Source organism: Dactylosporangium maewongense (assembly GCF_039531485.1).
Classification (GTDB): Bacteria; Actinomycetota; Actinomycetes; order Mycobacteriales; family Micromonosporaceae; genus Dactylosporangium; species Dactylosporangium maewongense.
Genome location: NZ_BAAAQD010000009.1, coordinates 333,846 through 357,327 on the forward strand (window position 1 = coordinate 333,846; position 23,482 = coordinate 357,327).

The window sequence follows — 23,482 nt, forward strand, 5'->3', positions numbered from 1 at the left end:
AAGGGTAGTCCGGCGACATGGCACGCAAGGCCAAACCAATGAAGGCCGACCTGTCCGCCTTCGACCAGGCGGGCGCGCGGGTGCTCAACAACCCGCTCATCACCGAGGTCGAGGACTCCTACCTGGAGTATGCGTATTCGGTCATCCACTCCCGCGCGCTGCCCGACGCGCGCGACGGCCTCAAGCCGGTGCACCGCCGCATCCTGTTCTCGATGCAGGAGCAGGGGCACCGTCCCGACCGCGGCCACGTCAAGTCGTCCCGCGTCGTCGGTGACGTCATGGGTAAGTACCACCCGCACGGCGACAGCGCGATCTACGACGCGATGGTCCGCATGGCGCAGGACTTCTCGCTCAACGTGCCGCTGATCGACGGCCACGGCAACTTCGGATCCCCCGACGACGGTCCGGCCGCCTCCCGGTACACCGAGGCGAGGATGTCGCGCGAGGCGATGCTGCTCGTCGGCGAGCTCGACGAGGGCACCGTCGACTTCCGGCCCAACTACGACGGCTCCCTCGACGAGCCCTCGGTGCTGCCCGCCGCGTTCCCCAACCTGCTGGTCAACGGCTCCTCGGGCATCGCGGTCGGCATGGCCACCAACATGATCCCGCACAACCTCGGCGAGGTCGTCGCCGCGGCCCGCTGGCTGATCAACCACCCGACCGCCACGCTCGACAAGCTCATGGAGTTCGTCCCCGGCCCCGACCTGCCGACCGGCGGGCTGCTGCTCGGCCTCGACGAGGTCCGCCGCGCCTACGAGACCGGCCGCGGCGTCGTGCGCATGCGCGGCCGGATCGAGATCGGCCTGCTCGAAGGCAGTCGCGGCCGGCAGGCCATCACCGTCACCGAGCTGCCCTACGGCATCGGCGCCGAGAAGGTCATCGAGAAGATCACCGACGAGGTCAACAAGACCAAGCGCCTGCAGGGCATCGCCGACGTCAAGGACCTCACCGACCGGGAGAACGGCACCCGCCTCGTCATCGAGTGCAAGGTCGGCGTCAACCCGCAGGCGCTGCTCGCCGACCTGTACCGGCTGACCCCGCTGGAGCAGTCCTTCGGCGTCAACAACCTCGTCCTCGTCGACGGCCAGCCGCAGACCCTCGGCCTCAAGCCGCTGCTGGAGGTCTTCCTCGCGCACCGCTACGAGGTCGTGACCCGGCGCACCGAGTTCCGCCGCAAGAAGCGCCAGGACCGGCTGCACCTCGTCGACGGCCTGCTCGTCGCGCTGCTGGACATCGACCGGGTCGTCGCCCTCATCCGCGCCAGCGAGAACGCGGCCGCCGCCAAGGCGTCGCTCATAAGCGAGTTCGGCCTCACCGACATCCAGGCCACCTACATCCTCGACACGCCGCTGCGCCGCCTCACCCGCTACGACCGCATCGAGCTGGAGGCAGAGCAGGCCCGGCTCAACGAGGAGATCGCCGCGCTCAGCCAGATCCTCGACGACGAGAAGGTCCTGAAGAAGGTCGTCTCCGACGAGCTGGCCGCCGTCGTCAAGGAGTTCGCCCAGCCGCGCCGCACCACGCTCATCGACGGCGACCTCAAGGAGGTCCTCGCCGCGTCCATCCCCGCCGGCCCCCTCGAGGTGTCCGACGACCCGTGCCAGGTCCTGCTGTCCACGACCGGCCTGGTCGCCCGCACCGCCGCCGAGTCGGAGGAGGCCCCCGAGGGCAGCCGCAAGGCCGGCCGCGACAAGCACGACACCGTCCGCGCCGTCGTGCACACCACCGCCCGCGGTCAGGTGCTGCTCGTGACCAGCCTCGGCCGGGCGTTCAAGGTCGACGTCCTGCCCCTGCCCGTCCTGCCCGAGCAGCCCGGCACCGTCTCCCTGCGCGGCGGCATGTCCACCGCCGAGCTCGTCTCCCTCCAGCCCGGCGAGACGGTCGTCGCCCTCGCCCCGCTCGGCGGCCCCGGCGCCGAGGGCTCACCCGGCCTCGCCCTCGGCACCCGCAACGGCATGGTGAAGATCTGCGCCCCCGAGTGGCCCGTCCGCGCCGACGAGTTCGAGGTCATCGGCCTCCGCGACGGCGACGAGGTCGTCGGCGCCACCTGGCTCACCGACGGCGCCGAGACCCTCGCCTTCGTCACCTCGGATGCGTCGCTGCTCCGCTTCCCGGCCAAGCTCGTCCGCCCACAGGGCCTGAAGGGCGGCGGCATGGCCGGCGTCGCCCTGTCCGAAGGCGCCCAGGTCCTCTACTTCGGCGCCGTCAACACCCAGGACCCCCAGCACGGCGAGCCCATGGTCGTCACCGCCACCATCGGCAACGCCAAGATGACCCCGCTGCGCCTCTACCCGGCGAAGGGCCGCGCCACCGGCGGCGTGCGCGCCCAGCGCTTCCTGAAGGGCGAGAGCCGCCTGGTGCTCGCCTGGGTCGGCCCGCGCCCGGCCGCCTCCTCCACCAAGGGCGAGCCCCGCGACCTGCCCGCCCCCGACCAGCGCCGCGACGGCTCAGGCGCCCAGCTCCGAGCCCCCGAAATCGTCGGCCACCTGGTCGAACGCGGCTGACCCCTCACTCGCACCCACCAACCTGCCCACCGGCCCGATCCCGCAACCCGCTCCAGTCCCCGCCGGCGCTGCCCACCCCAGCGCCGGCGCACCGACCCACCGCCGCGTGCTGCCTCCTAAGGGCCTGCGCGCAGCACCGGTGCGCTCACCCGACGCAACAGCACCCGCACCCAGCGCCGGGTGTGGGTTCACCAGCGCCAACGGCGGTGCCTCCTCAGCGTCGGCAAGGGCACCCGGCGCGCCGCGGTGCTGCCCCCTCAGCGTTGACATGCTCGCCCGACGCGGCACCAACAGCACCCAAGGCCGCAAACGGTCGTTGAGGTCACCCTCGACGTCCCAGGTTGTCGGGCGCTGGGAGTCGGGCGTGAGTGTCTCTGGCCGCCGGGCCTGGGCGCCGGGTTCGCAAAGGTGCATTGTCGTGGCGGTTGATCCAAGTCGCGGGGTGGCCGTTACCGCGGCCGGTGCTGTCCTTTGATCACGGGCGTCGCCGTGCCGCTGTAAGGGCGGGTGTGGGTGTTGCCGGGCGCCGGTGAGCCGGGTTCGCAAGGTTGATTCTGGTGGCGGTTGATCCAAGTCGCGGGGTGGCCGTTGCCACGACCGGTGCCGTCCTTTGATCACCGGTGCCGCCGTGTTGCTGCGTCGCCGTGCTGCGGCAGGGGGTGGGTGTGAGTGTTGCCAGCTGCCGAGTTCGTGGGGCTGATCCTCGTGTCGGGTTGATCCAAGGACCGGGGTGGCTGCCGGTGCGACCCGGTCCGTCCTTCGATCATTCGTGTCGTTGGGGGTGCTGGGTGTCTGGTGGGGTCGTCAGGGCTGGTAGGTGAGGTCCAGGGTGTCCGTGTGGGCCGGCCAGGTGAGAGTGAGACGCCAGCAGCCGGGTTGGGGGAGGTCGATGATCGACGGGCCTGGGCCGCCGGGGACGGTGCGCCGGACCACGTCTTGAGTGCCGGTGCGGGTGGCGTCGATCTGGAGGTCGCCGGGTGGGGTGGGGTCCTTGGCGACCCAGAGGATCTTGTTGGAGGAGCCGTCGGGTCTGGTGACGGCGAGCGGGTGGCCGAACATCGCGGCGACGATGGTGCCATGGTCGCTCAGGACGTGCGGCATGCTCGAGTCGCCGGTGAAGCCGGCGCGGGCCCATTCGGGCAGCGGGCCGGTGTCGACCGGGGAGCCGCATCCCGAGCGGGCGGGGGTGGCAGGCACGGTCTGAGTCGGTGTGCTCAGAGACGGTGCGCCCGGAGAGGGTGCGCCCAGTGCGGGGGCGGTCTGGGACGGCGGTTGCGGGCGGTTGGCGGTACAGCCGCCGGACACCACGACGACGGCCGGCAGCAGCACGGCGCACCACGAAGAAAGTCTCACGCGTCCGTGAGTCGCGGCGGCGGCGTGAGGTTCCCGGGCCGGGGCGCGAGCCTAGTCGTCGTAGGACTCGGCGAGCTCGGCGAAGGCCTCCTCGACCGGGGCAAGGCGGGTGAGCAGGTCGGCCAGCGGGCGCCGGCCGACGAAGCGGGCGCTGTCGCGGCCGACGGCCAGCAGGGAGATCAGCGCCGACTCGTCGCGGGTCGGGAGGGTGCCGGCGGCGTCCTCCCAGAACAGGACGTGGTCCTCGGTGTCGTCGGTCTTGACGGCGGCCGCCCCGGCCAGCATGAGCAGCAGCTGCTGGGCGGGTGGCTCCCAGAAGCCGGAGTGGCCGACCGTCCACAGGTACGCCTCCAGGGCGCCGTCGTGGTGGCGCAGCACGGTCAGCGTCTGCGGGTCGTCGGCGCGCTCGGCGAGCACGGAGCGGGGGGTCTCGGCGTCGGCGTCGGTGGACCACTGCGGCGTGCGGTCGGACCACCACCAGCCGGCGAACATCGCCGAAGGGTTCTCGATGCGCGAGGCCGGCGGCACCGGCGCGTCCATCCAGGTGTCGAAGCCCTCCCGGGACATGGTGATCCGGGCGGCGGTGATGAAGGTGTACGACACGGCGACGATCTTAGGTCAGCGCGTGCAGGAGGATCACCGCCGGCTTCACAGCCAGCCCGAGCGCCGGAACAGGCGGTAGAGGACCACCGACCCGACGGCCATGATCAGCAGGATGAGGTAGAAGCCGTAGTCCCACCGCAGTCCGGGGATGTGCTCGAAGTTCATCCCGTAGATGCCCGCGATCGCGGTCTGCAGCGCGGCGATCGCGGCCCAGGAGGCGATCTTGCGCATGTCGTTGTTCTGGTCCAGGCCGACCTGGGCGAGGCGGGCCTGCAGGATCGAGTCGAGCAGCTCGTTGTCGGAGGCGACCCGGTCGACGACCTGGGTGAGCCGGCCGAGCAGGTCCGCGAAGTACTGCCGTAGCTGCGGCGGCAGCTCCACCACGGCTGGGTCGTTCATCCGGCGCAGCGGCGCCTGCAGCGGGACGACCGCCCGCTTGAACTCGACCAGCTCGCGCTTCAGCTGGTAGATCTGCTGCACGTCGCAGCCGCCGACGCGCAGGAACGCGGTCTGCTCCAGCTGCTCCACGTCCTGCTCCACGTCGGTGGAGACGTCGTGGTAGACCTCGATCATGCGGTCGCACACCGCGTAGGCGACCGCCCACGGGCCGTGCCCGAGCATGGCGGGGCGTTGCTCCAGCTGATGGCGGACGTCGGCGAGCGCGCCCGCGCCGCCGTGCCGGACCGACACGACGAAGTGCGGGCCGATGAGCAGCGTCACCGCGCCGGTGTCGACGACCTCGGAGGTGGCGGTGAGCTCGGCGTGCTCGACGTAGCGGGCGGTGCGGATCACCAGCATCGTCACGTCGCCGCGGCGCTCGACGGCGGGCCGGCGCTCCCGTGCGACGGCCTTCTCGGCGGTGTGGTCGTCGATGCCGATCTCCTCGGCGACGGCCGCGAACTGGGCCCACGTCGGCTCGAACAGCCCCAGCCAGACGAACCCGTTGCGCCGCCGGCGGGCCGCCGCGTACGCCTCGCGGAACGTGTGCCCGTCCGGCTGCCGGACGCCGCGGACGTAGAGCGCGCAGTCGACGATCGAGTCCCGCCCGTCGTCGGCGAGCAGGTGCGGCAGTGGCTCGCCGGGCTGCAGGTGGCGCATCATCCGGCCGATCATCCGGCCGACCCGCCGGCCGACCCTGACCTGCTGCACTTCCGACCCCCTTGACGCCGAACGCGGTAGCGCCACGCTACCTCGTTGATCGTCAGCGGGTATCGGCCGTGCGGGGCGGCGGCGAGTCCTCGTCGAGCCGCACGTAGAGCAGCGCGCCGAGCACGAGCAGCGTGCCGGCGAAGACCTCCCAGCCGAGCGCGATCCCGGCGACCGTGACGACCACGCACTGCACGACCAGCGCGACCATCGTCAAGCGGCCGGCGGCCCGGGGTCCGAGACGCCCGGCGGCGCCATGTCCAGGACGACCGGCGGCGCGGCGCCGCAACGCGGCAGCGAGCAGCACCGCGCCGAGCGCGACCAGCAACGCACCCAGGATGACGGCGGCGACCCGGATCCCGACCTGGGCATGGTCTGGATCGGCGCCGTTGAGCGACATCGAGTACGCCCCGATCACCCCACCGACGACGAACAGCGCGGCGCCGACGACCACGCCCTCGACGATGATCCCGACCGCCGCGGCCAGCAGCGCCACCATTCGCATCCGGTCAAGTTACTCCCGGGTAGCCGAGGCTTCAAGGGCTGTCGATGAGTCTGGTTAAGGTTGCCCGGATGTACTCGCACATCCTGTTCGACTTCTTCGGCACGCTCGTCGACTACGACGCCGGCCGCACCAGTCAGGGGTACCCGCGCGCTCATGCCGAGCTGGGCGGGCTCGGCGCCACGGTCTCCTACGCCGAGTTCCTCCAGGGCTGGGACGGCGCGTTCGCGGCGTTCGACCGGGACAGCGACGCCGACGACCACGAGTTCTCGATGGCGCAGGTCGGCACCGCCTACCTCACCGAGGTGCTCGGCCGGGTGCCCGCCGCCGGCGAGGTCGACGCGTTCACCCGGGCCTACCTGGCCGAGTGGAGCGCCGGCGTCCGGTATCCCGATGGGGTCGTGCCGCTCGTCCGGTCGTTGTCGCGGGTGTACCGGCTGGCCGTCGTCACCAACACGCACCAGCCGGACCTGGTGCCGGGCCACCTCGCGGCGATGGGCATCGCCGACCTGATGGACGTGGTGATCACGTCGGTGGAGGTCGGTCACCGCAAGCCGCACCCGGCGATCTACACCGCGACCGTGGAGGCGCTCGGCATCGAGCCGTCCGCGGCCGTCTTCGTCGGCGACACCTACCTCGCGGACTTCGTGGGGCCCGAGAAGTTCGGCATGACCGCGTTCCTCATCGACCCGGCGCGCCGCGCCGACGTGCCCGAGGCGCGGCGCCTCGCGTCGGTGCTCGACCTGCCGGCGCGGATCTCTCCGGACGAAGTGGCATGAGCCGGTCGCGTCCGGACCCGCCCCGACGGGTGACCGCCCGGGCGGTATGAGGGAAGTGATATGGATGGGTCATCCCTAGGCATTGCTATATGTACATACGTGACTACCGTCACGGCACATCCGCTGCCAGGGAGGCCGAGTGAAACGAAAGATCGCCGCAGCCGGTGCATTGCTCCTGACCGGGGGCATGCTGGCCGCTCTCGCGTCACCAGCTGACGCGTCGCCCAGCACCCCAGCCCCCTCGGCCCTGCAGGCCCACCGGGTGGACATCCGGGCCGCCGACAGCGAGGCCTACACGGTCGCCAGGAGTCAGAAGGACGCCAGCGGCGCGTCCCATACCCGTTATACCCGCACCTACCACGGCCTGCGGGTCTACGGCGGCGACTTCGTCGTGCACGCCGCGCCGGACGGCACGTTCAGCAGCGCGTCCGTCGGGCTGCACGCCCCGCTCACCCTCGGCACCAGCGCCGCGGTGTCCAAGACGGCCGGTGCCGCCAAGGCGAAGTCGGCGTTCAGCGGCACGATCACCGCGGTCGGCAGCCCCGAGCTGTTCGTCGACGCGAGCGACGGCACCGGCGTGCTCGCCTACGAGACCGTGGTCAGTGGCTGGCTCGCCGACGGACAGACCCCGTCGAAGCTGCACGTCATCACCGACGCGACCACCAACGCGGTGCGCGGCGCCTTCGACGAGATCGAGACCGTCCAGGGCACCGGTAACAGCATCTACTCGGGTTCGGTCCCGATCGACACGACGCTGTCGGGCACGACCTACCAGATGATCGACCCGTCGCACGGCAACGGCCGCACCTGCGACATGAACAACGGCACCAGCACCTGCACCACGTTCACCGACGCGGACAACACGTGGGGCACCGGCGCCAACTCCAACCGGCAGTCGGCCGGCGTCGACGCGCACTTCGGCGCGGCGGTCACGTTCGACTACTACAAGAACGTGCACGGCCGGAACGGCATCTTCGGCAACGGCGCCGGCGTGCCGTCGCGGGTGCACTACGGCAACGCGTACGTCAACGCGTTCTGGGACGGCGCGCAGATGACCTACGGCGACGGCTCCGGCAACAGCCGGCCGCTCGTCGCGCTGGACGTCGCGGGCCACGAGATGAGCCACGGCGTCACGGAGGCGCTCGCCGGCCTGGTGTACTCCGGTGAGTCCGGCGGTCTCAACGAGGCCACCAGCGACATCTTCGGCTCGATGGTCGAGTTCTACGCGAACAACGCCAGCGACGCGGGCGACTACCAGATCGGTGAGAAGATCAACATCAACGGCAACAACACGCCGTTGCGCTACATGTACAACCCGACCCTGGACGGCTCGTCGCACGGCTGCTGGTCCACCAGCACCAAGAACGTCGACGTGCACTACTCGTCGGGCCCGGCGAACCACTTCTTCTTCAACCTCGCCGAGGGCACCGGGGCCACCGCCTACGGCACCTCGCCGGTCTGCGGCTCCGCGCCCGCCGTCGTCGGCATCGGCCGGGCCAAGGCCGAGAAGATCTGGTACCGCGCGCTCGACGTCTACTTCACGTCGAACACGAGCTACGTGAACACCAGCAACCCGGCCAACACGGCCCGGGCGTATTCGCTGAGCGCCGCGACCGACCTGTACGGCACGTGCTCCGGGGAGTACAAGGCCGTCCAGGCCGCGTGGACCGCGGTGAACGTGGCCGGCAACGACGCCGCCTGCCCGACCGGCAACGACTTCTCCCTCGCCGCCGCGCCGGCGAGCGGCTCGGTCAACCCGGGCAGCTCGGCGACCAGCACGATCACCGCGACGCTCACCAACGGCTCGGCCCAGACCGTGGCGCTGACCGCGTCGGGCCTGCCGTCGGGTGCGACCGCCAGCTTCAGCCCGGCCTCGATCAACTCGGCCGGCGGCACGTCCACGCTGACGATCGCCACCTCCGCGTCGACCCCGTCCGGGACCTACCCGGTGACCATCACGGGCACGGGCGCCAGCTCGACCCGGACCACCACGTTCAACCTGACCGTCAACGGTGCGCCCGGCTGCACCGGCACCAACGGCAACGACGTCGCGATCCCGGACAACACCACGGTGACCAGCACGATCACCATCAGCGGCTGCAACCGCAACGCCTCGGCCACCAGCTCGGTGAACGTGGCGATCTACCACACCTACCGCGGTGACCTGGTCGTCGACGTCGTCGCCCCCGACGGCTCGGTCTACAACCTGTCGAACCGGTCGGGCGGCAGCGCCGACAACATCATCCAGAACTTCACCGTCAACCTGTCGACCGAGGCCGCGAACGGCACCTGGACCCTGCGGGTCCGCGACGCCGCGAGCCTCGACACCGGCCGGATCGACACCTGGACGCTCACCCTCTGACGTCCTCGGGGACATTAGGCCCCGAACGTCTGTGGCCGACGACACAGCGTCGACACATGGCATAACGCCCACAACGGCGCAGGCGGGCACCGACCGGTCCTGCCTGCGCCAATGTGAGACCTGGCCGTGATGGATTCGATATGAGAGCGGGGCAGCGCTAACGCTCCGTGACCTGTAGAAAATTCCGCATGTCCAAGGTTGTTAGATTCGGCGTCTCCATCGTTGTGCTGGTCGTCCTGGCCGGGATCGGTTGGTACCTCAACCGCGACTCCGCCGAGAAGGCCAACGTCGGTGACTGCATGCACAAGGCTTCGGCCAACGAGCTGAAGATCGTCAAGTGCGGTGACGCCGACGCGGACTTCAGTGTCATCGGCAAGGTCGCCGACAAGAAGGAGTCGGACGCGATGTCCGACGAGAAGAACGTCTGCGAGGCCTTCCCGGAGACCACCGACCTGTACTGGTGGGGCGAGGCCGGCAAGAACGGCGACGTGCTCTGCCTGAAGAACCTCAAGGCCGCCTGAGCCGCGGATCCCGCTGCGGCAACGTCCGGCACGACCGCGTCGCAGCATGGCTCGACACTCAGCTTTGCCGCTCGTCCCCCCACCCCTCGCGACCCCGGCCCGGAACTCCGGTGCCGGGGTCGCTCTGTGTCCGGGGGCGGCAGTGAACTCAGTAGCCGGGGAAGACGGCGCGGAGGTCGTCGAGGGTGATCGGGCCGGTGATCTTCACGTCGGACGGGGTGTACCGGGCACCGAGGCGGCCGGCGGCCAGGCGCAGGAACGCGTCCAGGGTCAGGCTCAGCTCGCCGTCCGGCGACGCCGGGGCGGCGCCCAGGGTCACCGGGTCGGCCAGGCGCAGGCCGCGCTGCTCGCCGACGTCGGTGAGCGTGACGATCAGGTCGGCCGTGCGCCCGTCGAGGTAGGCCGGCTTCGCGATCCAGCCGAACAGCCCCTCCACCCGCTCGTCGATGAGCACCGCCGCCTCCGGCGCCAGGGTCGCCGACGGGTCGAGCGCGACCCGGATGTCCCAGTCGTGGTAGCCGAACTCGGTCAGCCGCAGCACCGCCGACGTCGCGACGTCGACGGGCTCGGGCATCCAGCCCACGTCGATGCGGTGCGAGGCGCGCTGCTCGGCGTCGAGGGCCTCGTATGCCTCGACCAGGCGCTGGTTCGCAACCGGGAACTCGACAGCCCGCTCGGCCGGGGTCATCCCGTCCCACCGGGCCCACACGCCCTTGTTGAACTCGAACTCCGGGGCGGGGCGGCCCTCGAGCGAGGCGCGCACCACCTCCAGGTTGATCTCGGCTCCGCTGCCCAGGTGGCTGATCACCTGGGAGATGTCCCACTCACTCGCCGCCGAAGGGCTGGTGAGCTGCTCAGACGTGAGCCCGCGAACGACGGTGGTGAGATCCTCGTGCCCCTTGCGCAGGGCGGCGATCGCCTGGTCGGCTCGGCTGCTCATCGTGCTCCTTCAACGCTTGAACATCGACAATTTCCTTGAAGCATAAACAAGTTTGTGACGCAGGACATGACGAGGACTGCCCGATCGGCAATATTGCCGGGTTGGCAACATCAGGTACGTTGTCGATCGTGAACACGGGGCCCGGGTTGCGTGAACGGGACGACGCCGCCACGCGAACCACGTCCCAGCAAGGGACGCGGGTGCGTCCCCGTGCCTGGGCCGAGCTGCTGCTCATCGTCGGACTCTTCCTCGCGTACAAGATGGGCCGGCTGCTCGTCGACGGGCGGGTCGGGGAGTCCTACGCCAACGCGAAGCTGGTGTGGCAGGCCGAGCGGGCGCTGTGGCTACCGGGCGAGGCGGACCTGCAGCACCTGCTGCTCACCTCCGACGTCGTCATCCGCACCGCCAACGTCTACTACGCCGTCGTGCACTTCCCGGCGACCGTCGCGTTCCTGGTGTTCATGTACGTCTTCCGCCCCGCACACTACCTGCGTTTCCGGCGGATCCTCGCCTGGTTGACCGCGGCGGGGCTGGTCATGCACCTCGGGTTCCCGCTCGCGCCGCCGCGGATGCTGGCCGGCATCGGGATGATCGACACCGCCGCGAAGTTCGGTCCGTCGGTGTACGGGCCGCCGCAGACCGACACGCTCAGCAACCAGTACGCGGCGATGCCGTCGCTGCACGTCGGCTGGGCGCTGGTCATCGCGCTCGGGCTCATCACGGCGACCAGCAGCCGGTGGCGCTGGCTGTGGCTGGCTCACCCGGTGATCACGATGCTGGTCGTCGTCGGCACCGCCAACCACTACTGGCTCGATGGGATCATCGCCTCGATCCTGGTCGGCGCGCTGATGCTGGTCGTGGGGCGCACCAGGAAGCGGGCCCGGAAGCGCTCCCGGGGGCGGACCGGGACGCAGGCCGACGCGCCCGCGCCGGCCGAGATCCCCGCGCAGCTGCGGCGCAACCTGGACTACCTGGCCGTCGGCGAGGCCGCCTACCTGGCCACCTTCGGCGACACGATCACCGACGCCGGGCATCCGCAGACCGTTGGAAAGCCGACCTGACCGACGCGGGGCCGGCGCGTCTGCGGTACGAATAGCGCGTGGACTGGAACCTACGCACCTGCGCGCGGCGCGGGCACGTCACCTACGCCCCGGACGAGGCGCCCTTCCGGGAGCGGCTGCACGCCACGACCCCCGTCGGCGCGGCGTGGCGCTGCCTGCGGTGCGGCGACTTCGTCATCGGCGAGCCGCAGGCGCAGGGCCCCGCCGAGGACGCCCCGATCGTGCTGCGGGGCAGGGCGCTGCGCGACGCGCTCGTGCTGCGGCTGCTGTCGATCGAGCGGTTCGCCAAGGGCATCGCCGTGCTGCTCGCCGGCTACGGGGTGTACCGCTTCCGCACCCACCGCGACGGCGTCGAGCGGGCGTTCAACGAGGACCTGCCGCTGCTGCGCCCGTTCGCGGACCGGATCGGCTGGAAGTTCGAGGACTCCGCGATGATCCACACGATCCGGACGGTCATCGAGGCGGAGTCCAAGACGCTGCTGTGGGTCGCGATCGGCCTGATGGTCTACGGCGTCCTGCAGGTCGTCGAGGGCGTCGGCCTGTGGATGCTGAAGCGCTGGGGTGAGTACTTCGCCGTCGTCGCCACGTCGCTCGGCCTGCCGGTGGAGATCTACGAGCTGTCGGAGAAGGTCACCTGGCTGCGCATCGGCGCGCTCGTGGTGAACATCGTCGCCGTGCTCTACATCCTGCTGTCGAAGCGGCTCTTCGGGCTGCGTGGCGGGCATGCCGCGTACGCCGCCGAGCGGCACGAGACCAGCCTGATCGAGGTGGAGATCGCCGCCAGCGAGCCGACTCTGCCGAAGGGCCTGCGCAACCCGAAGGCGCCGGTCGCCCACGGTGACGACCGTCCGACGGAATTGACCTCTGGCGGGAAACGTGCGGGCGTCGTATAGTTGAACGCGAGACCGGCATCTTCCCCCGTGGATGCCGGTCTTCTACTTTTCCCGGGCGGACCTGATCGCCCGGATGGTGTTGAGGTTGTGCTCGCGGGCGCAGGCCTCGAGCGTGCCCGGGTCGTCCTCGCCCCGCTCCAGCCGGTCCAGCAGCTCGTCGTGCTCGTCGACCGCGGCCCGCACCCGCAGCCGGGGGTAGAGCGACGCCAGGACTCGCGAAGCGTCGATGCGGTCCCAGATCCATTCGAGGGCCTCGATCACGTGCCGGTTGCCGCAGCAGCCGTAGATCGTGCGGTGGAACTCCCGGTGCAGCGCCATGACCCGCTCGTTGGTCTGCTCCAGGCGCAGCTGGGCGTTGAGCCCCCGGGCGGTCCCGATCCGCTCGGCGGACATCTGCGGCGCCGCGGCCGCGAAGGCGTACCCGTCCAGCAGCGCCAGCATCTCGACCAGCTGCACCCAGTCGTCGTCGCCGAGCGTGGCGACCCGGGCGCCGACGTTGCGCTCGAAGCTGACGAGGCCTTCCGCCTCCAGCCGCCGGATCGCCTCCCGCACCGGCACGGGGCTGACGTCCAGCTCCCTGGCCAGGGTGCTGAGCACGAGGCGGTGTCCAGGCCGGTACCGGCCGTCGAGGATCCGCTGGCGGATGCGGCTGTAGGCGAGCTCGTGCTTCGACGGCGCGGGCGGCCCGTCATGGTCCGCGGACCCGGACGGCCCGGTACTGCTGTGCTCATGTTGCACGTGCGAGTTCCGCTCTTGACAGGGGCCGGGCGCCCGCACGATCATATACGATCGGATGGAGGGCAGAGTCATCCTCACATTCCCGCAGCTGGTTCGCCATCGGCGGTGCGGCTGATGCGAGACGGGGGCGGCCGCACCCGCCGATGGCGCACTGGCGCGGTGTGCGAGCCCCGTTCTCTGCGTACGCTGGTCGGGTGGGTGAGGCGGCCTGGTCGACGTCCGACGATTCCGAGGTGAGCCGCGACCTCGGCGCGGTCGACTGGGCGGCGACCCCGCTGGGTGAGCCCGCGAGCTGGCCGCAGAGCCTGCGCTCGGTCGTGCGGATCCTGCTCGGCTCCCGGTTCTCGATGTGGATGGCGTGGGGTCCCGAGCTCACGTTCTTCTGCAACGACGCCTACCGGCGCGACACCCTCGGCAAGAAGTACCCGTGGGCCCTGGGCAAGCCGGCCCGCGACGTGTGGGCCGAGATCTGGCCCGAGATCGGCCCGCGGATCGCCGCCGTCATGCAGACCGGCGACGCCACCTGGGACGAGGCGCTGCGCCTGTTCCTCAGCCGCAGCGGCTACACCGAGGAGACCTACCACACCTTCTCCTACAGCCCGCTCACCGACGACGACGGGGTCATCGCCGGGATGCTCTGCGTGGTCAGCGAGGACACCGACCGCGTCATCAGCGAGCGCCGCATGACGACCCTGCGCGACCTCGGCGCCGACACCGCCGGTGACAGCGAGGAGGACCTCTTCCGCGCCGTGGTCCGGCACCTCGGGGCCCGCGCCGACGATCTGCCCTTCACCCTCACGTACCTCTTCGACGAGGACGCCGACACCGCCCACCTCGCCTGCAGCACCGGCGTGCAGCCCGGCGCGCCGGCGGCGCCCGCGGTGCTCGACCCTGATGCCGGGCCGTTCTGGCCCGTGGCGGAGCTCGCCCGGGGCGCCCCGCTGACCCTCGGCGGCTACACCGAGCTGCCGACCGGCGCGTGGGAGGAGCCGCCGACCGAGGTGCGTCTCGTCCCGCTGCCGAAGCCCGGCGGCGGCCGCCCGTACGGCTTCCTGGCCGTCGGGCTCAACCGCTACCGCCCGTTCGACTCCGCGTACGCCGGCTTCGTCGACCTCATCGCCGGGCAGCTCGCGGCGAGGATCGGCACCGCCCGCTCCTACGCGGCCGAGCGCCGCCGCGCCGAGTCCCTCGCCGAGCTGGACCGGGCGAAGACGGCGTTCTTCACCAACGTCAGCCACGAGTTCCGCACGCCGCTGACGCTGCTGCTCGGCCCGACCGAGGACGCCCTCACCGACCAGGCCAGGCCGCTGCCGCCGGGCCAGCGCGAGCGGGTCGAGGTCGTGCACCGCAACGCCGAGCGGCTGCTGAAGCTCGTCAACACCCTGCTGGACTTCTCGCAGCTGGAGTCGGGCCAGGTCGAGCCGCGCTTCGAGCCGCTCGACATGGCCGCCGCCACCGCCGAGCTGGCCGGCATGTTCGACACCGCCACCCAGCGCGCCGGCCTGCACCTCGTCATCGACTGTCCGCCGCTGCCCCGGCCCGTCCTCGCCGACCCGGAGATGTGGGCGAAGATCACGCTGAACCTGCTGTCCAACGCGCTGAAGTTCACGTTCGACGGCTCGATCACCATCCGCGTCGCCGAGGTCGGCGGCGCCGCCGAGCTCAGCGTCACCGACACGGGCGTCGGCATCGACCCCGCCGACCAGGCCAACCTCTTCGACCGCTTCCACCGCATCATGGGCACCCCCTCGCGCACCCACGAGGGCTCCGGCATCGGCCTCGCCCTGGTCGCGGAGCTGGCCGCCCTGCACGGCGGCACCGCGGGCGTCCACAGCGCGCCCGGCGCCGGCAGCACGTTCACCGTCAGGCTCCCGTTCGCCCCCGAGCCTGCCGCCGGCACCGCGCAGGACACCGCTTCCGGTACCGCCGCCGACGAGGCCTTTGAGAGCGCCGCCGCCGGTGCCGCCGGTGGTGCGCACGACGCGGCCGACCGGAAGTCGGCGGCGGACCGGGTCGTGCCCGGGTTCCTGGCGGAGGTCGAGCGGTGGATGGTCCCCGCGCCGCCGTCCGCCACGCCGGTGCACTCGACGGCGCCGACGGTCATGGTCGTCGACGACAACAGCGACATGCGGGACTACATCCGCACCATCCTCGAGGCCGACTACCAGATCGTCGAGGCGTCCGACGGCATGGCGGCGCTGCGCCTGCTGCGCGGCACCCGGCCGGACCTCATCCTCACCGACGTCATGATGCCCGAGCTCGACGGCTTCGGCCTCGTCGCCGCCCTGCGCGCCGACAGCACCGCGGCGCTCCTGCCGGTCGTCATGCTGTCGGCGCGGGCCGGCGACGAGGCGACCGTCGAAGGCCTCGACGCGGGCGCCGACGACTACCTCATCAAGCCGTTCTCGCCGCGGGAGCTGCGCGCCAGGGTCCGGGCCAACCTCGAGTTCGACCGGGTCCGGCGGGCCCGCGACGAGCTCCAGCGCAGCCGCGAGCTGCTGGACCAGGCGCAGCGCCTCGCATCCGTCGGCAGCTGGGAGCTCGACCTCGCCACCGGCGACATCCACGGCTCGGAGGAGTTCCAGCGGCAGATGGGCATGACCGCCGCCGAGCTGCTCGACCCCGCCGCCCGCGATGCGACCAACGCCCTCCTGCACCCCGACGACCGCGCGCTCGTCGACGCGGCGATGGCCGCCGCGATCGCCGGCGAGCCGCTGGACTACGAGGCCCGGGTGTTGCAGCCCGACGGCTCGCTGCGCGTCTTCCGCACCATCGGCGAGCTCGAGCTCGATGCCGCCGGCGCTCCGGTCCGGCTGCGCGGCTCCAACCAGGACGTCACCGAGCAGCGCCGCGCCGAGCAGGCCCTCGCCGCCGCCAGCGGCCTGCAGGAGGCCGCCGCCCGCGAGCACCGCATCGCCGACGAGCTGCAGCGCAGCCTCATGCCACCGCTCACGTTCGACCCCGAGCACCTCGAGGTCGCCACCTACTACCGGCCCGGCGTCGCCGGCACGCAGGTCGGCGGCGACTGGTACGACGTCATCGAGCTCGGCGCCGACCGCACCGCCCTCGTCATGGGCGACGTCATGGGCCGCGGGGTCCCGGCGGCCGCGGTGATGGGCCAGCTGCGGGCCGCGGTCCGTGCCTACGCCCGGCTCGACCTGCCGCCCGCGGACGTCCTGGAGTTCCTCGACGGCGTCGTGCGCGACCTGCGCGAGGACCAGATCGTCACGGTGGTCTACGCGGTGTACGACCCGGGCGAGCGCAGCCTCACGTACGCCAACGCCGGCCACCTGCCGCCGCTGCTCCTGCTGCCCGGCGGCGCCGTGCGCCCGCTCACCGTCTCGGGCCCGCCGCTGGGCACCGGCCCGCTGACCCTGAGCGAGGAGCGCGTCGAGCTGCCCGTCGGGGCGCTGCTGACCCTCTACACCGACGGTCTCGTCGAGCACCGCGACCGCGACCTCGACACGGGCATCGACGCGCTCGCCGCCCACGTCGGCACCCTGACCGGCCCGCTCGCCGACGTCCCGGACCGGCTCGTCGACGCGCTGCTGCCCGACGGCCCGGACGACGACATCACCGTCCTGCTGGCCCGGGTCGTCGCCGAGCCCGGCGAGGAGCGGTCCGTCGTCCAGGACATCCCCGCCGAGGAGCGGGCCGTGCGCACCGCCCGCCAGTTCGTCGCCACGACCCTGCGCCGCTGGGATGCCCCGTCCCGCGTCGTCGACGACCTCGTCCTCGTCGTCAGCGAGCTCGCCGCCAACGCCGTGCTGCACGGCCGCCCGCCCATCCAGCTCCGCCTGCGCAACGGCGGCACCCACGTGGTCCTCGAGCTGCACGACACCGCGACCTACCTGCCCCGCAAGCAGCGCCCGACCCCGGACGACGAGCACGGCCGCGGCCTCCAGCTGGTCTCCTCGCTGTGCGACCGCTGGGGCACCCGGCCCACCGCCGACGGCAAGGCCGTCTGGTGCATGCGCATGATCTGACGCGTCAGGCGCACAACGCGCGGCGGGCGTCCTCGAGGCCCTTCTCGTTCTCCGCCGGGTCCGCGATGCCGGTCAGGTCGTCGCCGGCGATGCGGCGGGCGAAGTAGTCGGCCTGCACCGCGTGGCGGAAGCGCAGCAGCACGGGGAGCGCGTCGCGCAGCTCGCCGGCGGGGACGATCCCGGCCCGGCCGTACGCGTCGAGGAACGCGCCGGCGGCGTCGCCCAGGTACATGACGGCGGAGGCCACGTCGTACATGAGCGGCCCGCGCAACGCGACGCCCCAGTCGATGAGGCCTCCGCCCACGAAGGCCTCCGGCGCGGGGTCGGCGTGCAGCAGCCCCTCGGTGAGCGGACCTTGCGCGTGCAGCGCGTGGACTGCCCCGGCGACGGCCTCCCGCAGCCACGGCCGCAGCCCGAGGTGCGCGGCGCCGGGGTCGACCCAGTCCATCGCGACCTCGCCGTCGACGGTGACCCCAGTGCGCATCGAGGAGCGCCCGCACTCAGCGCTGGATCGGCCGGCGGAGCGAGTAGGTGACGGCGTGGAGCCGGTGCGGCTGCCCGACGACGAGCGCGGCGCGGTCATACGCCTGCCAGCCCTCCGCACCAGCCCGGTTGAGGTGGCGCAGGTCGTTGTACCGCTCGTCGGTGCCCCACCGCTGCACCCCACCCGGGTGGTGGAACACCGCGTCCCAGTCCTCGAACTTGTCCGTGCCCAGCGTCCCAGCCGCCCGATACTCAAGCCGCGCATACTCCCATTGCGTCACGCCATCCATCATGCACCACTACGTTGGTGGATATGGATCGTGATCGCGACGATGCCGGCCGGGCCCGCAGCGCCCGCCCGCGCGACGGCCTCGGCCGCCCCCTTCCGCGCGGCGCGGAGGGCATCCCGACGATGCCCGACGACGTCGACGCCACCCCCGACGCCGCGCTGACCCTGGCGCAGGAGCTGCTCGACGCGGGCCGCCCGTTTCACGCCCACGAGGTCCTCGAGGCCGCCTGGAAGAGCGCCCCCGCCGAGGATCGCGAGCTGTGGCGCGGGCTGGCGCAGCTCGCCGTCGGCCTGACGCACCTGTACCGCGGCAACCCCACCGGCGGCCACCGCCTGCTGACCCGCGCCGCCGACCGCATCGAGGCCCAGATCCCCGCCCCGCACGGCATCGACGCGCCCGGCCTCGTCGCCTGGGCCCGCGGCGTCGTCGCCGGCACCGTCCCACCCGACGCCCCGGCGCCGCGACTGCGGTGAGCGCCGCGGCTGCGGCGAGCGCCGCGAACGCCCAGCCGTCACAGCACCGCGGCCGGCTCCGGCGCCGACAGGTGCAGGACCTCATAGCGCTCGCCGGCCTGGTCGGGCGGGACCTCGGTGCGCCACAGGGCGAAGCGCACCAGGTGCCACGAGCGCGGGTCGTACGCCAGGGCGGCGGTGTGCAGGTCCGGGCGGGCGGCCAGGGACCGCAGGTCCGCGACGGCGGATTCGATCGAGGTGTCGGCGGTCAGCGGGGTGAGGTGGCGGGAGGCCGCCAGCGGCGGGGTCGTCGCGGCGGCGCCCTGGGTGGCGGCGACAGCCGTCCAGTGGGAGACGGGTGGCCGGCCGAAGTCGCGGACGATGTTCTGGAACCCGCCGCCGCCGAGGAGGAAGTGGGTCATGGCGGTGGGGGAGTTCCAGAGATAGAACGGGGCGTACTGGTTGACGGGGGAGTCGTCGACGCCGCGGGTGCGGATCAGGTAGGCCTTCAGCGCCAGGCCGTGGCGGTCGTCCAGGACCGGGCCGGCCAGACGGACGCGGGTGCGGATGATCCGCATGTCGTAGTCGGCGGGCAGCGTCAGCTCGTACTGCATGGCATGCATCAGGGGGTCGCCGCCTTCAGGAGGGACAGGGCGCCCTGGATGGCGCGGTCGAACGGGTCTCTGGAGCCGGCCGCCCGGGCCAGGACGTAGCCGCCCTGGAGGGTGGCGACGATGGTGGCGGCGGTGTCGTCGGGGTCCAGGGCCGGGGAGAGCTCGCCTGCGGTGATTCCCTCGGCGAGGACGGCGGACAGCTCGGCGCACAGCCAGTCGAACGTCTCGGCGACCGGGGCGTGCAGGGTCGGGTCGGCGAGGACGTCCGGGTCCTGGGTGAGGCGGCCGACGGGGCAGCCGAGGAGCACGTCGCGGTCGCGGCGCAGGTAGGCCTCGATCCGGGCCAGGGCCGGGCCGGGGGCGGCGAGCTGGTCGCGGGCCCGGGAGCGCAGCTCGTCGGCGGTGCGGCGGATGGCGGCCGCGGCGAGGTCGGGCTTGCCGCGGAAGTGGTGATACATGCTGCCCTGGCCGGCGCCGGCGCGCTCCTGGATGGCGCGGGGGCTGGTGCCGGTGTAGCCGCGCTCCCACAACAGTGCCCGGGTGCTCTCGACGAGGCGTTCGGCGGCGTCCATGCTGTACATACTAGTAGGTACAGCATGTCGCGAAGGCGAGCGGGAGCGGCGTGGTGCCACTCCCGCTCGCGGTGGCGTTAGGTGCGGTCGACCGGCATGGCTTGGAACGTCGAGCGCTCGGCGGCGGCCTGGGCGCGGAGGATCTCGTCGATCTCGCGGGTCTCGTCGGCGGTGTGGCGGCCGAGGATCAGGTCGAGCTCGAGGCGCTCGGCGGGCGTGCGGTAGGCGGCGATCTCCCGGGCGAGGGCCCTGCGGGCGCGGCGCGCCTCGAAGCGGCTGGTGACGGCGTTGCGGACGCGGCTGGCCGTGGTCTGTGCGGGCATCTGGCTTCTCCTCTGGTCTGGTCTCTCTGACGTCTACTGTATCGATTCAGAAAGATCATCACAGCTGGATGGGCGGTGAGCCTCGACACGCGTCGGATGGGCGTCAGGCGCCGCGAGCGGCGCCCAGGTGAAGCGTCAGGTGAGGGTCAGGCGGCTTCGCGGTCGGTGACGTGCGCGGTAGCCTGCCCGGGCACGATCCGCAACGGCCGCCGCGGCGCAGCGCCGCCATGAGCGCCGCCGGGGCCGCCGGAAGCGCCGCCGGAGCCGCCCGAAGAACCGCCGGAGCCCGAGGTCGAGGAGCCGCCGTCGAAGAAGCCCGGGTCGAGGGCGGGACGGGTCAGGGCGATCACGATCGCGTACCCCGCCAGGACGAACGCGTGGCTCAGCAGCCGCTCCGTCTCGACCCGTCCGGCGAGCAGGTCGTTGACGCTGAGCAGCGCGAGCAGCCCGACGAACGCCGTCAGCATCGGCAGCGCGCCGGCGGGGCGGCCGCGGCGGCTGGCGATCCAGCCGAAGCCGGCGCCGATCGCGACGTTCCAGGCGGCCGACTCGTGCCACAGGTGGCCCGCGCCGTCGCCGTGCAGGTCGGAGGCGGTGGCGGCGGTCGTCACCTGGGCGATGCCGAGCATGAACTGGGCCGCCCCGAAGCCCCCGAGCAGCACGCGCAGCGCCAGGACGACGTGGGCCCGGCCGATCCGGCCACGAATCCAGGAAGCGGGCAGGGCGAGCCGCCGACGGAGACCGGAGGCGGGCGCAGGGGGTACATCGGCCGCCGGAAGCACTCCGTGGGCGTCGAGGGCGGCGAGGAGGTCGTCCACGCCGGCCGGCTGTGCGGGCACCTGCTGGACCCGGAAGAGCCGGGTGGCCGTCACCGCGTCGGCGTGCCAGGCCCGGCAGTCGGCGCAGCGGCGCAGGTGCGCGTCGGTGAGGGCGGCCTCGATCGGCTCGTCCTCACCGTCGAGGCGGGCCGACAGCGCCTCGCGGAAGGCAGCGCAACGTTCCACGACCCGATGGTGCCAGACGGAGGCGCCCCGCAGGTCATCCGGCGGCGTTCACCGCGTCCGGGACGGTGTCGAAGAGCGGGAAGACGTTGTCCAGCCCGGTGATCCGGAAGACCCGGCGGATCCGCTCCTCGGGGCAGACCAGGCGCAGCGAGCCGGAGCCGCTCTCGCGGACCCGGTTGTGGGCGCCGATCAGCACGCCGAGGGTGGTGGAGTCCATGAACGTGACGGTCGTCAGGTCGACGATCACCGTGCCGGAGCCCTCGTCGAGCGCGGTCGTGATCGCCTCGCGCAGCCGCGGCGCGGTGCTGACGTCGAGTTCGCCGTCCGCCCGGACCACGGTGTGCCCATCGAACGTCGAGATCGGGAACGTCATCAGGCAATCTCCGCATCGTTGAGTGGCGGTATGACGGTAGCCGGTCTTGCGCCGGACGCTATCGTTGGGCCGGAACATGCTGTTGGGAGGACCCGTGGACGACTCGCCCGCCGGCGTGCCGATCGAGATCCTGCTCGTGGAGGACGATCCGGGCGACGTGCTCATCACGCGCGAGGCGTTCGCCGACCACAAGGTGTCCAACCGGTTGACGGTCTGCGCCGACGGTGCCGACGCGCTGCGGTTCCTGCGCCGGGAGGGTGCCTATGCCACGGCGCCCCGCCCCGACATCGTGCTGCTGGACCTCAACCTGCCGGGCGTCGACGGCCGCGCGGTGCTGGCCGCGATCCACGCCGACCCGGCGCTCAACGACATCCCGGTCGTGGTGCTGACCAGCTCCCGCGCGGAGGAGGACTTCCTGCGCAGTCACGAGCTGCGGGTCGACACGTACATCGCCAAGCCCGTCGACTTCGCCAGCCTCATGCACGTCGTGCGCCGGATCGAGACGTTCTACATCAGCGTCCGCCGCAACGCGAACGCCTGATCCGGAAGACCCGCGCGCCGGATCGCGGAAACGGGGTCAGGGGGCGTCGATGGCGTTGCGGGTGATGGACTCGGCGAGCCAGCGGCCCGAGGACTTCACGGTGCGGGCGAGCGTGTCGTAGTCGACGTGGATGAGGCCGAACCGGCGGCTGAAGCCGAACGCCCACTCGAAGTTGTCCAGCAGGGACCACGCGAAGTAGCCGCGGAGGTCGACGCCGGCGGTGATGGCCTCATGGACGGCGGCGAGGTGGCCGCGCAGGTAGGCGATGCGCTCGGGGTCGTGGACCGCGCCGTCGGCGGTGGGGCGGTCGTCGTAGGCGGCGCCGTTCTCCGTCACGTAGATCGGGCGGTCGCCGTAGTCACGGCGGATCCGCAGGAGCAGGTCGCGCAGGCCGGTCGGGTCGACGGACCAGCCCATGTGCGTGACCGGGCCCGGCGTCGGGTGGAAGCGGACGTGCTGCGCCGTCGGGTATGGCGTGCCCTCGTCGAGCGTCCCGTCGGTGGCGGCGCTGACCAGGTCCGGCTGGTAGTAGTTGACGCACACCGCGTCGACCGGCTGCGACACGACCTCCAGGTCCCCGGGCCGCACGTACGACATGTCGGTGATGTCCGCGATGTCCGCGATGGTGTCCGTGGGGTACGCGCCGCGCAGGATCGGGTCGAAGAAGATGCGGTTCAGCAGGCCGTCGATGCGCCGCGCGGCGTCCACGTCCGCCGGTGCGTCGGTGAAGGGGCGCACCGCGCCGGCGTTCAGCGCCACCGACACCTGCCCGGTGACCCCCGCCGACCGTAGCGCCGCGACCCCCAGCCCGTGCGCCAGCAGCAGGTGGTGCGTGGCGACCAGCGCGTTGAGGTGTCCCCGCCGGCCCGGCGCGTGCCCGCCGGTGCCGTATCCGAGGAACGCCGAGCACCACGGCTCGTTCAGCGTGTTCCACAGCGCGACCCGGTCGCCGAGCCGCGCGGCGACGGCCGCCGCGTAGTCGCCGAAGCGCAGCGCGGTGTCCCGGTTCGTCCAGCCGCCGGCATCCTCCAGCTCCTGCGGCAGGTCCCAGTGATACAGCGTCGCGGCCGGCCGGACGCCGGCGGCGAGCAGCTCGTCGACGAGCCGGTCGTAGAAGCCGAGGCCGGCCTCGTTGACGCCGGACCCGCCGGCCGGGCGGATCCGCGGCCAGGCGATCGAGAACCGGTACGCGGACAGCCCGAGGTCCTTCATCAGCGCGACGTCGCCCCGGTAGCGCTCGTAGTGCCCGGTGGCGCGGGCGCCGGTGTCGCCGTTGTCGATGCGGCCCGGCTGGGCGGCGAAGGTGTCCCAGATCGACGGGGTGCGGCCGTCGGCGTCCACGGAGCCCTCGATCTGGTAGGCGGCGGTCGCCGCGCCCCACCAGAAGTTCGACGGGAACGTCAGGACCTCTGTCGCGGTCCGCACCGCTGTCGTGCTCACAC

The 23,482-nt window shown here is 72.1% G+C and carries 23 protein-coding genes; 9 read left to right on the top strand and 14 right to left on the bottom strand.

Annotation, left to right across the window (positions count from 1 at the left end; all coding sequences use genetic code 11):
• Positions 1-17 precede the first annotated feature (17 nt).
• Positions 18-2,504 carry a DNA gyrase/topoisomerase IV subunit A gene (locus ABD332_RS24170; RefSeq protein WP_344504347.1) on the top strand — a complete coding sequence of 829 codons (2,487 nt, stop codon included), beginning with the start codon at positions 18-20 and terminating at the stop codon, positions 2,502-2,504.
• Positions 2,505-3,308: 804 nt separating this feature from the next.
• Here the strand turns inward: ABD332_RS24170 and ABD332_RS24175 are convergent.
• The 4 genes from ABD332_RS24175 to ABD332_RS24190 all read right to left on the bottom strand — a co-directional run bounded on the left by ABD332_RS24175 (position 3,309) and on the right by ABD332_RS24190 (position 6,111).
• Complete coding sequence (locus tag ABD332_RS24175; RefSeq protein ID WP_344504348.1) at positions 3,309-3,701, bottom strand: hypothetical protein; 393 nt, start codon at positions 3,699-3,701, stop codon at positions 3,309-3,311.
• A gap of 207 nt (positions 3,702-3,908) precedes the next feature.
• Positions 3,909-4,460, bottom strand: a complete 552-nt coding sequence (locus tag ABD332_RS24180; protein ID WP_344504349.1) for a hypothetical protein — start codon at positions 4,458-4,460, stop codon at positions 3,909-3,911.
• Between the two features lie 45 nt (positions 4,461-4,505).
• Positions 4,506-5,609: a magnesium and cobalt transport protein CorA gene (locus ABD332_RS24185; RefSeq protein ID WP_344504350.1), complete on the bottom strand. Its 1,104-nt coding sequence runs from the start codon at positions 5,607-5,609 to the stop codon at positions 4,506-4,508.
• Between the two features lie 52 nt (positions 5,610-5,661).
• Positions 5,662-6,111: a hypothetical protein gene (locus ABD332_RS24190; RefSeq protein WP_344504351.1), complete on the bottom strand. Its 450-nt coding sequence runs from the start codon at positions 6,109-6,111 to the stop codon at positions 5,662-5,664.
• A 68-nt stretch (positions 6,112-6,179) separates the two neighbouring features.
• Between ABD332_RS24190 and ABD332_RS24195 the strand changes: the two genes are divergently transcribed.
• The 3 genes from ABD332_RS24195 (at position 6,180) to ABD332_RS24205 (ending at position 9,770) form a co-directional block, all read left to right on the top strand.
• Positions 6,180-6,887 carry an HAD family hydrolase gene (locus tag ABD332_RS24195; RefSeq protein ID WP_344504352.1) on the top strand — a complete coding sequence of 236 codons (708 nt, stop codon included), beginning with the start codon at positions 6,180-6,182 and terminating at the stop codon, positions 6,885-6,887.
• A gap of 139 nt (positions 6,888-7,026) precedes the next feature.
• Positions 7,027-9,249: a M4 family metallopeptidase gene (locus tag ABD332_RS24200; RefSeq protein ID WP_344504353.1), complete on the top strand. Its 2,223-nt coding sequence runs from the start codon at positions 7,027-7,029 to the stop codon at positions 9,247-9,249.
• 188 nt (positions 9,250-9,437) lie between these two features.
• Positions 9,438-9,770 (top strand): LppU/SCO3897 family protein, encoded by a 333-nt coding sequence (locus tag ABD332_RS24205; RefSeq protein ID WP_344504354.1) that lies wholly within the window; start codon positions 9,438-9,440, stop codon positions 9,768-9,770.
• A gap of 148 nt (positions 9,771-9,918) precedes the next feature.
• Here the strand turns inward: ABD332_RS24205 and ABD332_RS24210 are convergent, their stop codons facing one another.
• Positions 9,919-10,710, bottom strand: a complete 792-nt coding sequence (locus tag ABD332_RS24210) for a maleylpyruvate isomerase family mycothiol-dependent enzyme (protein WP_344504355.1) — start codon at positions 10,708-10,710, stop codon at positions 9,919-9,921.
• Between the two features lie 200 nt (positions 10,711-10,910).
• Here ABD332_RS24210 and ABD332_RS24215 point away from each other — a divergent pair, with 200 nt between their 5' ends.
• Positions 10,911-11,771, top strand: a complete 861-nt coding sequence (locus ABD332_RS24215) for a phosphatase PAP2 family protein (protein ID WP_344504356.1) — start codon at positions 10,911-10,913, stop codon at positions 11,769-11,771.
• Between the two features lie 38 nt (positions 11,772-11,809).
• On the top strand, positions 11,810-12,664 hold the full coding sequence (locus ABD332_RS24220; protein WP_344504357.1) for a DUF2127 domain-containing protein: 855 nt from the start codon (positions 11,810-11,812) through the stop codon (positions 12,662-12,664).
• Positions 12,665-12,706: 42 nt separating this feature from the next.
• Here ABD332_RS24220 and ABD332_RS24225 read toward each other — a convergent pair whose 3' ends face one another.
• Entirely contained in the window at positions 12,707-13,402 is a 696-nt protein-coding gene (locus tag ABD332_RS24225) for a GntR family transcriptional regulator (protein WP_344504358.1), read from the bottom strand.
• 194 nt (positions 13,403-13,596) lie between these two features.
• Here ABD332_RS24225 and ABD332_RS24230 point away from each other — a divergent pair, with 194 nt between their 5' ends.
• On the top strand, positions 13,597-17,388 hold the full coding sequence (locus ABD332_RS24230; protein ID WP_344504359.1) for a SpoIIE family protein phosphatase: 3,792 nt from the start codon (positions 13,597-13,599) through the stop codon (positions 17,386-17,388).
• Between the two features lie 4 nt (positions 17,389-17,392).
• Here the strand turns inward: ABD332_RS24230 and ABD332_RS24235 are convergent, their stop codons facing one another.
• Both ABD332_RS24235 and ABD332_RS24240 read right to left on the bottom strand, forming a co-directional pair.
• Complete coding sequence (locus tag ABD332_RS24235) at positions 17,393-17,872, bottom strand: phosphotransferase (protein WP_344504360.1); 480 nt, start codon at positions 17,870-17,872, stop codon at positions 17,393-17,395.
• 16 nt (positions 17,873-17,888) lie between these two features.
• Complete coding sequence (locus tag ABD332_RS24240; RefSeq protein WP_344504361.1) at positions 17,889-18,152, bottom strand: hypothetical protein; 264 nt, start codon at positions 18,150-18,152, stop codon at positions 17,889-17,891.
• 32 nt (positions 18,153-18,184) lie between these two features.
• Between ABD332_RS24240 and ABD332_RS24245 the strand changes: the two genes are divergently transcribed.
• On the top strand, positions 18,185-18,634 hold the full coding sequence (locus ABD332_RS24245) for a DUF309 domain-containing protein (RefSeq protein WP_344504362.1): 450 nt from the start codon (positions 18,185-18,187) through the stop codon (positions 18,632-18,634).
• Between the two features lie 38 nt (positions 18,635-18,672).
• Here the strand turns inward: ABD332_RS24245 and ABD332_RS24250 are convergent, their stop codons facing one another.
• From ABD332_RS24250 to ABD332_RS24270, 5 genes are all read right to left on the bottom strand, one after another.
• Entirely contained in the window at positions 18,673-19,227 is a 555-nt protein-coding gene (locus ABD332_RS24250; protein WP_344504363.1) for a DUF4865 family protein, read from the bottom strand.
• Positions 19,228-19,235: 8 nt separating this feature from the next.
• Positions 19,236-19,799, bottom strand: coding sequence for a TetR/AcrR family transcriptional regulator (locus ABD332_RS24255; RefSeq protein WP_344504364.1), 564 nt, complete (start codon positions 19,797-19,799; stop codon positions 19,236-19,238).
• 77 nt (positions 19,800-19,876) lie between these two features.
• On the bottom strand, positions 19,877-20,122 hold the full coding sequence (locus ABD332_RS24260; protein ID WP_344504365.1) for a hypothetical protein: 246 nt from the start codon (positions 20,120-20,122) through the stop codon (positions 19,877-19,879).
• 146 nt (positions 20,123-20,268) lie between these two features.
• Complete coding sequence (locus ABD332_RS24265; protein ID WP_344504366.1) at positions 20,269-21,126, bottom strand: zf-HC2 domain-containing protein; 858 nt, start codon at positions 21,124-21,126, stop codon at positions 20,269-20,271.
• A gap of 34 nt (positions 21,127-21,160) precedes the next feature.
• Positions 21,161-21,499, bottom strand: coding sequence for an STAS domain-containing protein (locus tag ABD332_RS24270; RefSeq protein ID WP_344504367.1), 339 nt, complete (start codon positions 21,497-21,499; stop codon positions 21,161-21,163).
• Positions 21,500-21,593: 94 nt separating this feature from the next.
• Between ABD332_RS24270 and ABD332_RS24275 the strand changes: the two genes are divergently transcribed.
• Positions 21,594-22,040 (top strand): response regulator, encoded by a 447-nt coding sequence (locus ABD332_RS24275; RefSeq protein ID WP_344504368.1) that lies wholly within the window; start codon positions 21,594-21,596, stop codon positions 22,038-22,040.
• Between the two features lie 36 nt (positions 22,041-22,076).
• Here ABD332_RS24275 and ABD332_RS24280 read toward each other — a convergent pair whose 3' ends face one another.
• Entirely contained in the window at positions 22,077-23,480 is a 1,404-nt protein-coding gene (locus ABD332_RS24280) for a GH1 family beta-glucosidase (RefSeq protein ID WP_344504369.1), read from the bottom strand.
• Positions 23,481-23,482 lie beyond the last annotated feature (2 nt).

Bases quoted from the DNA above. Each gene is read 5' to 3' on its own strand.
- ABD332_RS24250 (WP_344504363.1), bottom strand. From the start codon at position 19,227: ATGCAGTACGAGCTGACGCTGCCCGCCGACTACGACATGCGGATCATC.
- ABD332_RS24170 (WP_344504347.1), top strand. From the start codon at position 18: ATGGCACGCAAGGCCAAACCAATGAAGGCCGACCTGTCCGCCTTCGAC.
- ABD332_RS24210 (WP_344504355.1), bottom strand. From the start codon at position 10,710: ATGAGCAGCCGAGCCGACCAGGCGATCGCCGCCCTGCGCAAGGGGCAC.
- ABD332_RS24245 (WP_344504362.1), top strand. From the start codon at position 18,185: ATGGATCGTGATCGCGACGATGCCGGCCGGGCCCGCAGCGCCCGCCCG.
- ABD332_RS24260 (WP_344504365.1), bottom strand. From the start codon at position 20,122: ATGCCCGCACAGACCACGGCCAGCCGCGTCCGCAACGCCGTCACCAGC.
- ABD332_RS24205 (WP_344504354.1), top strand. From the start codon at position 9,438: ATGTCCAAGGTTGTTAGATTCGGCGTCTCCATCGTTGTGCTGGTCGTC.
- ABD332_RS24190 (WP_344504351.1), bottom strand. From the start codon at position 6,111: ATGCGAATGGTGGCGCTGCTGGCCGCGGCGGTCGGGATCATCGTCGAG.
- ABD332_RS24255 (WP_344504364.1), bottom strand. From the start codon at position 19,799: ATGGACGCCGCCGAACGCCTCGTCGAGAGCACCCGGGCACTGTTGTGG.
- ABD332_RS24195 (WP_344504352.1), top strand. From the start codon at position 6,180: ATGTACTCGCACATCCTGTTCGACTTCTTCGGCACGCTCGTCGACTAC.
- ABD332_RS24270 (WP_344504367.1), bottom strand. From the start codon at position 21,499: ATGACGTTCCCGATCTCGACGTTCGATGGGCACACCGTGGTCCGGGCG.
- ABD332_RS24235 (WP_344504360.1), bottom strand. From the start codon at position 17,872: ATGCGCACTGGGGTCACCGTCGACGGCGAGGTCGCGATGGACTGGGTC.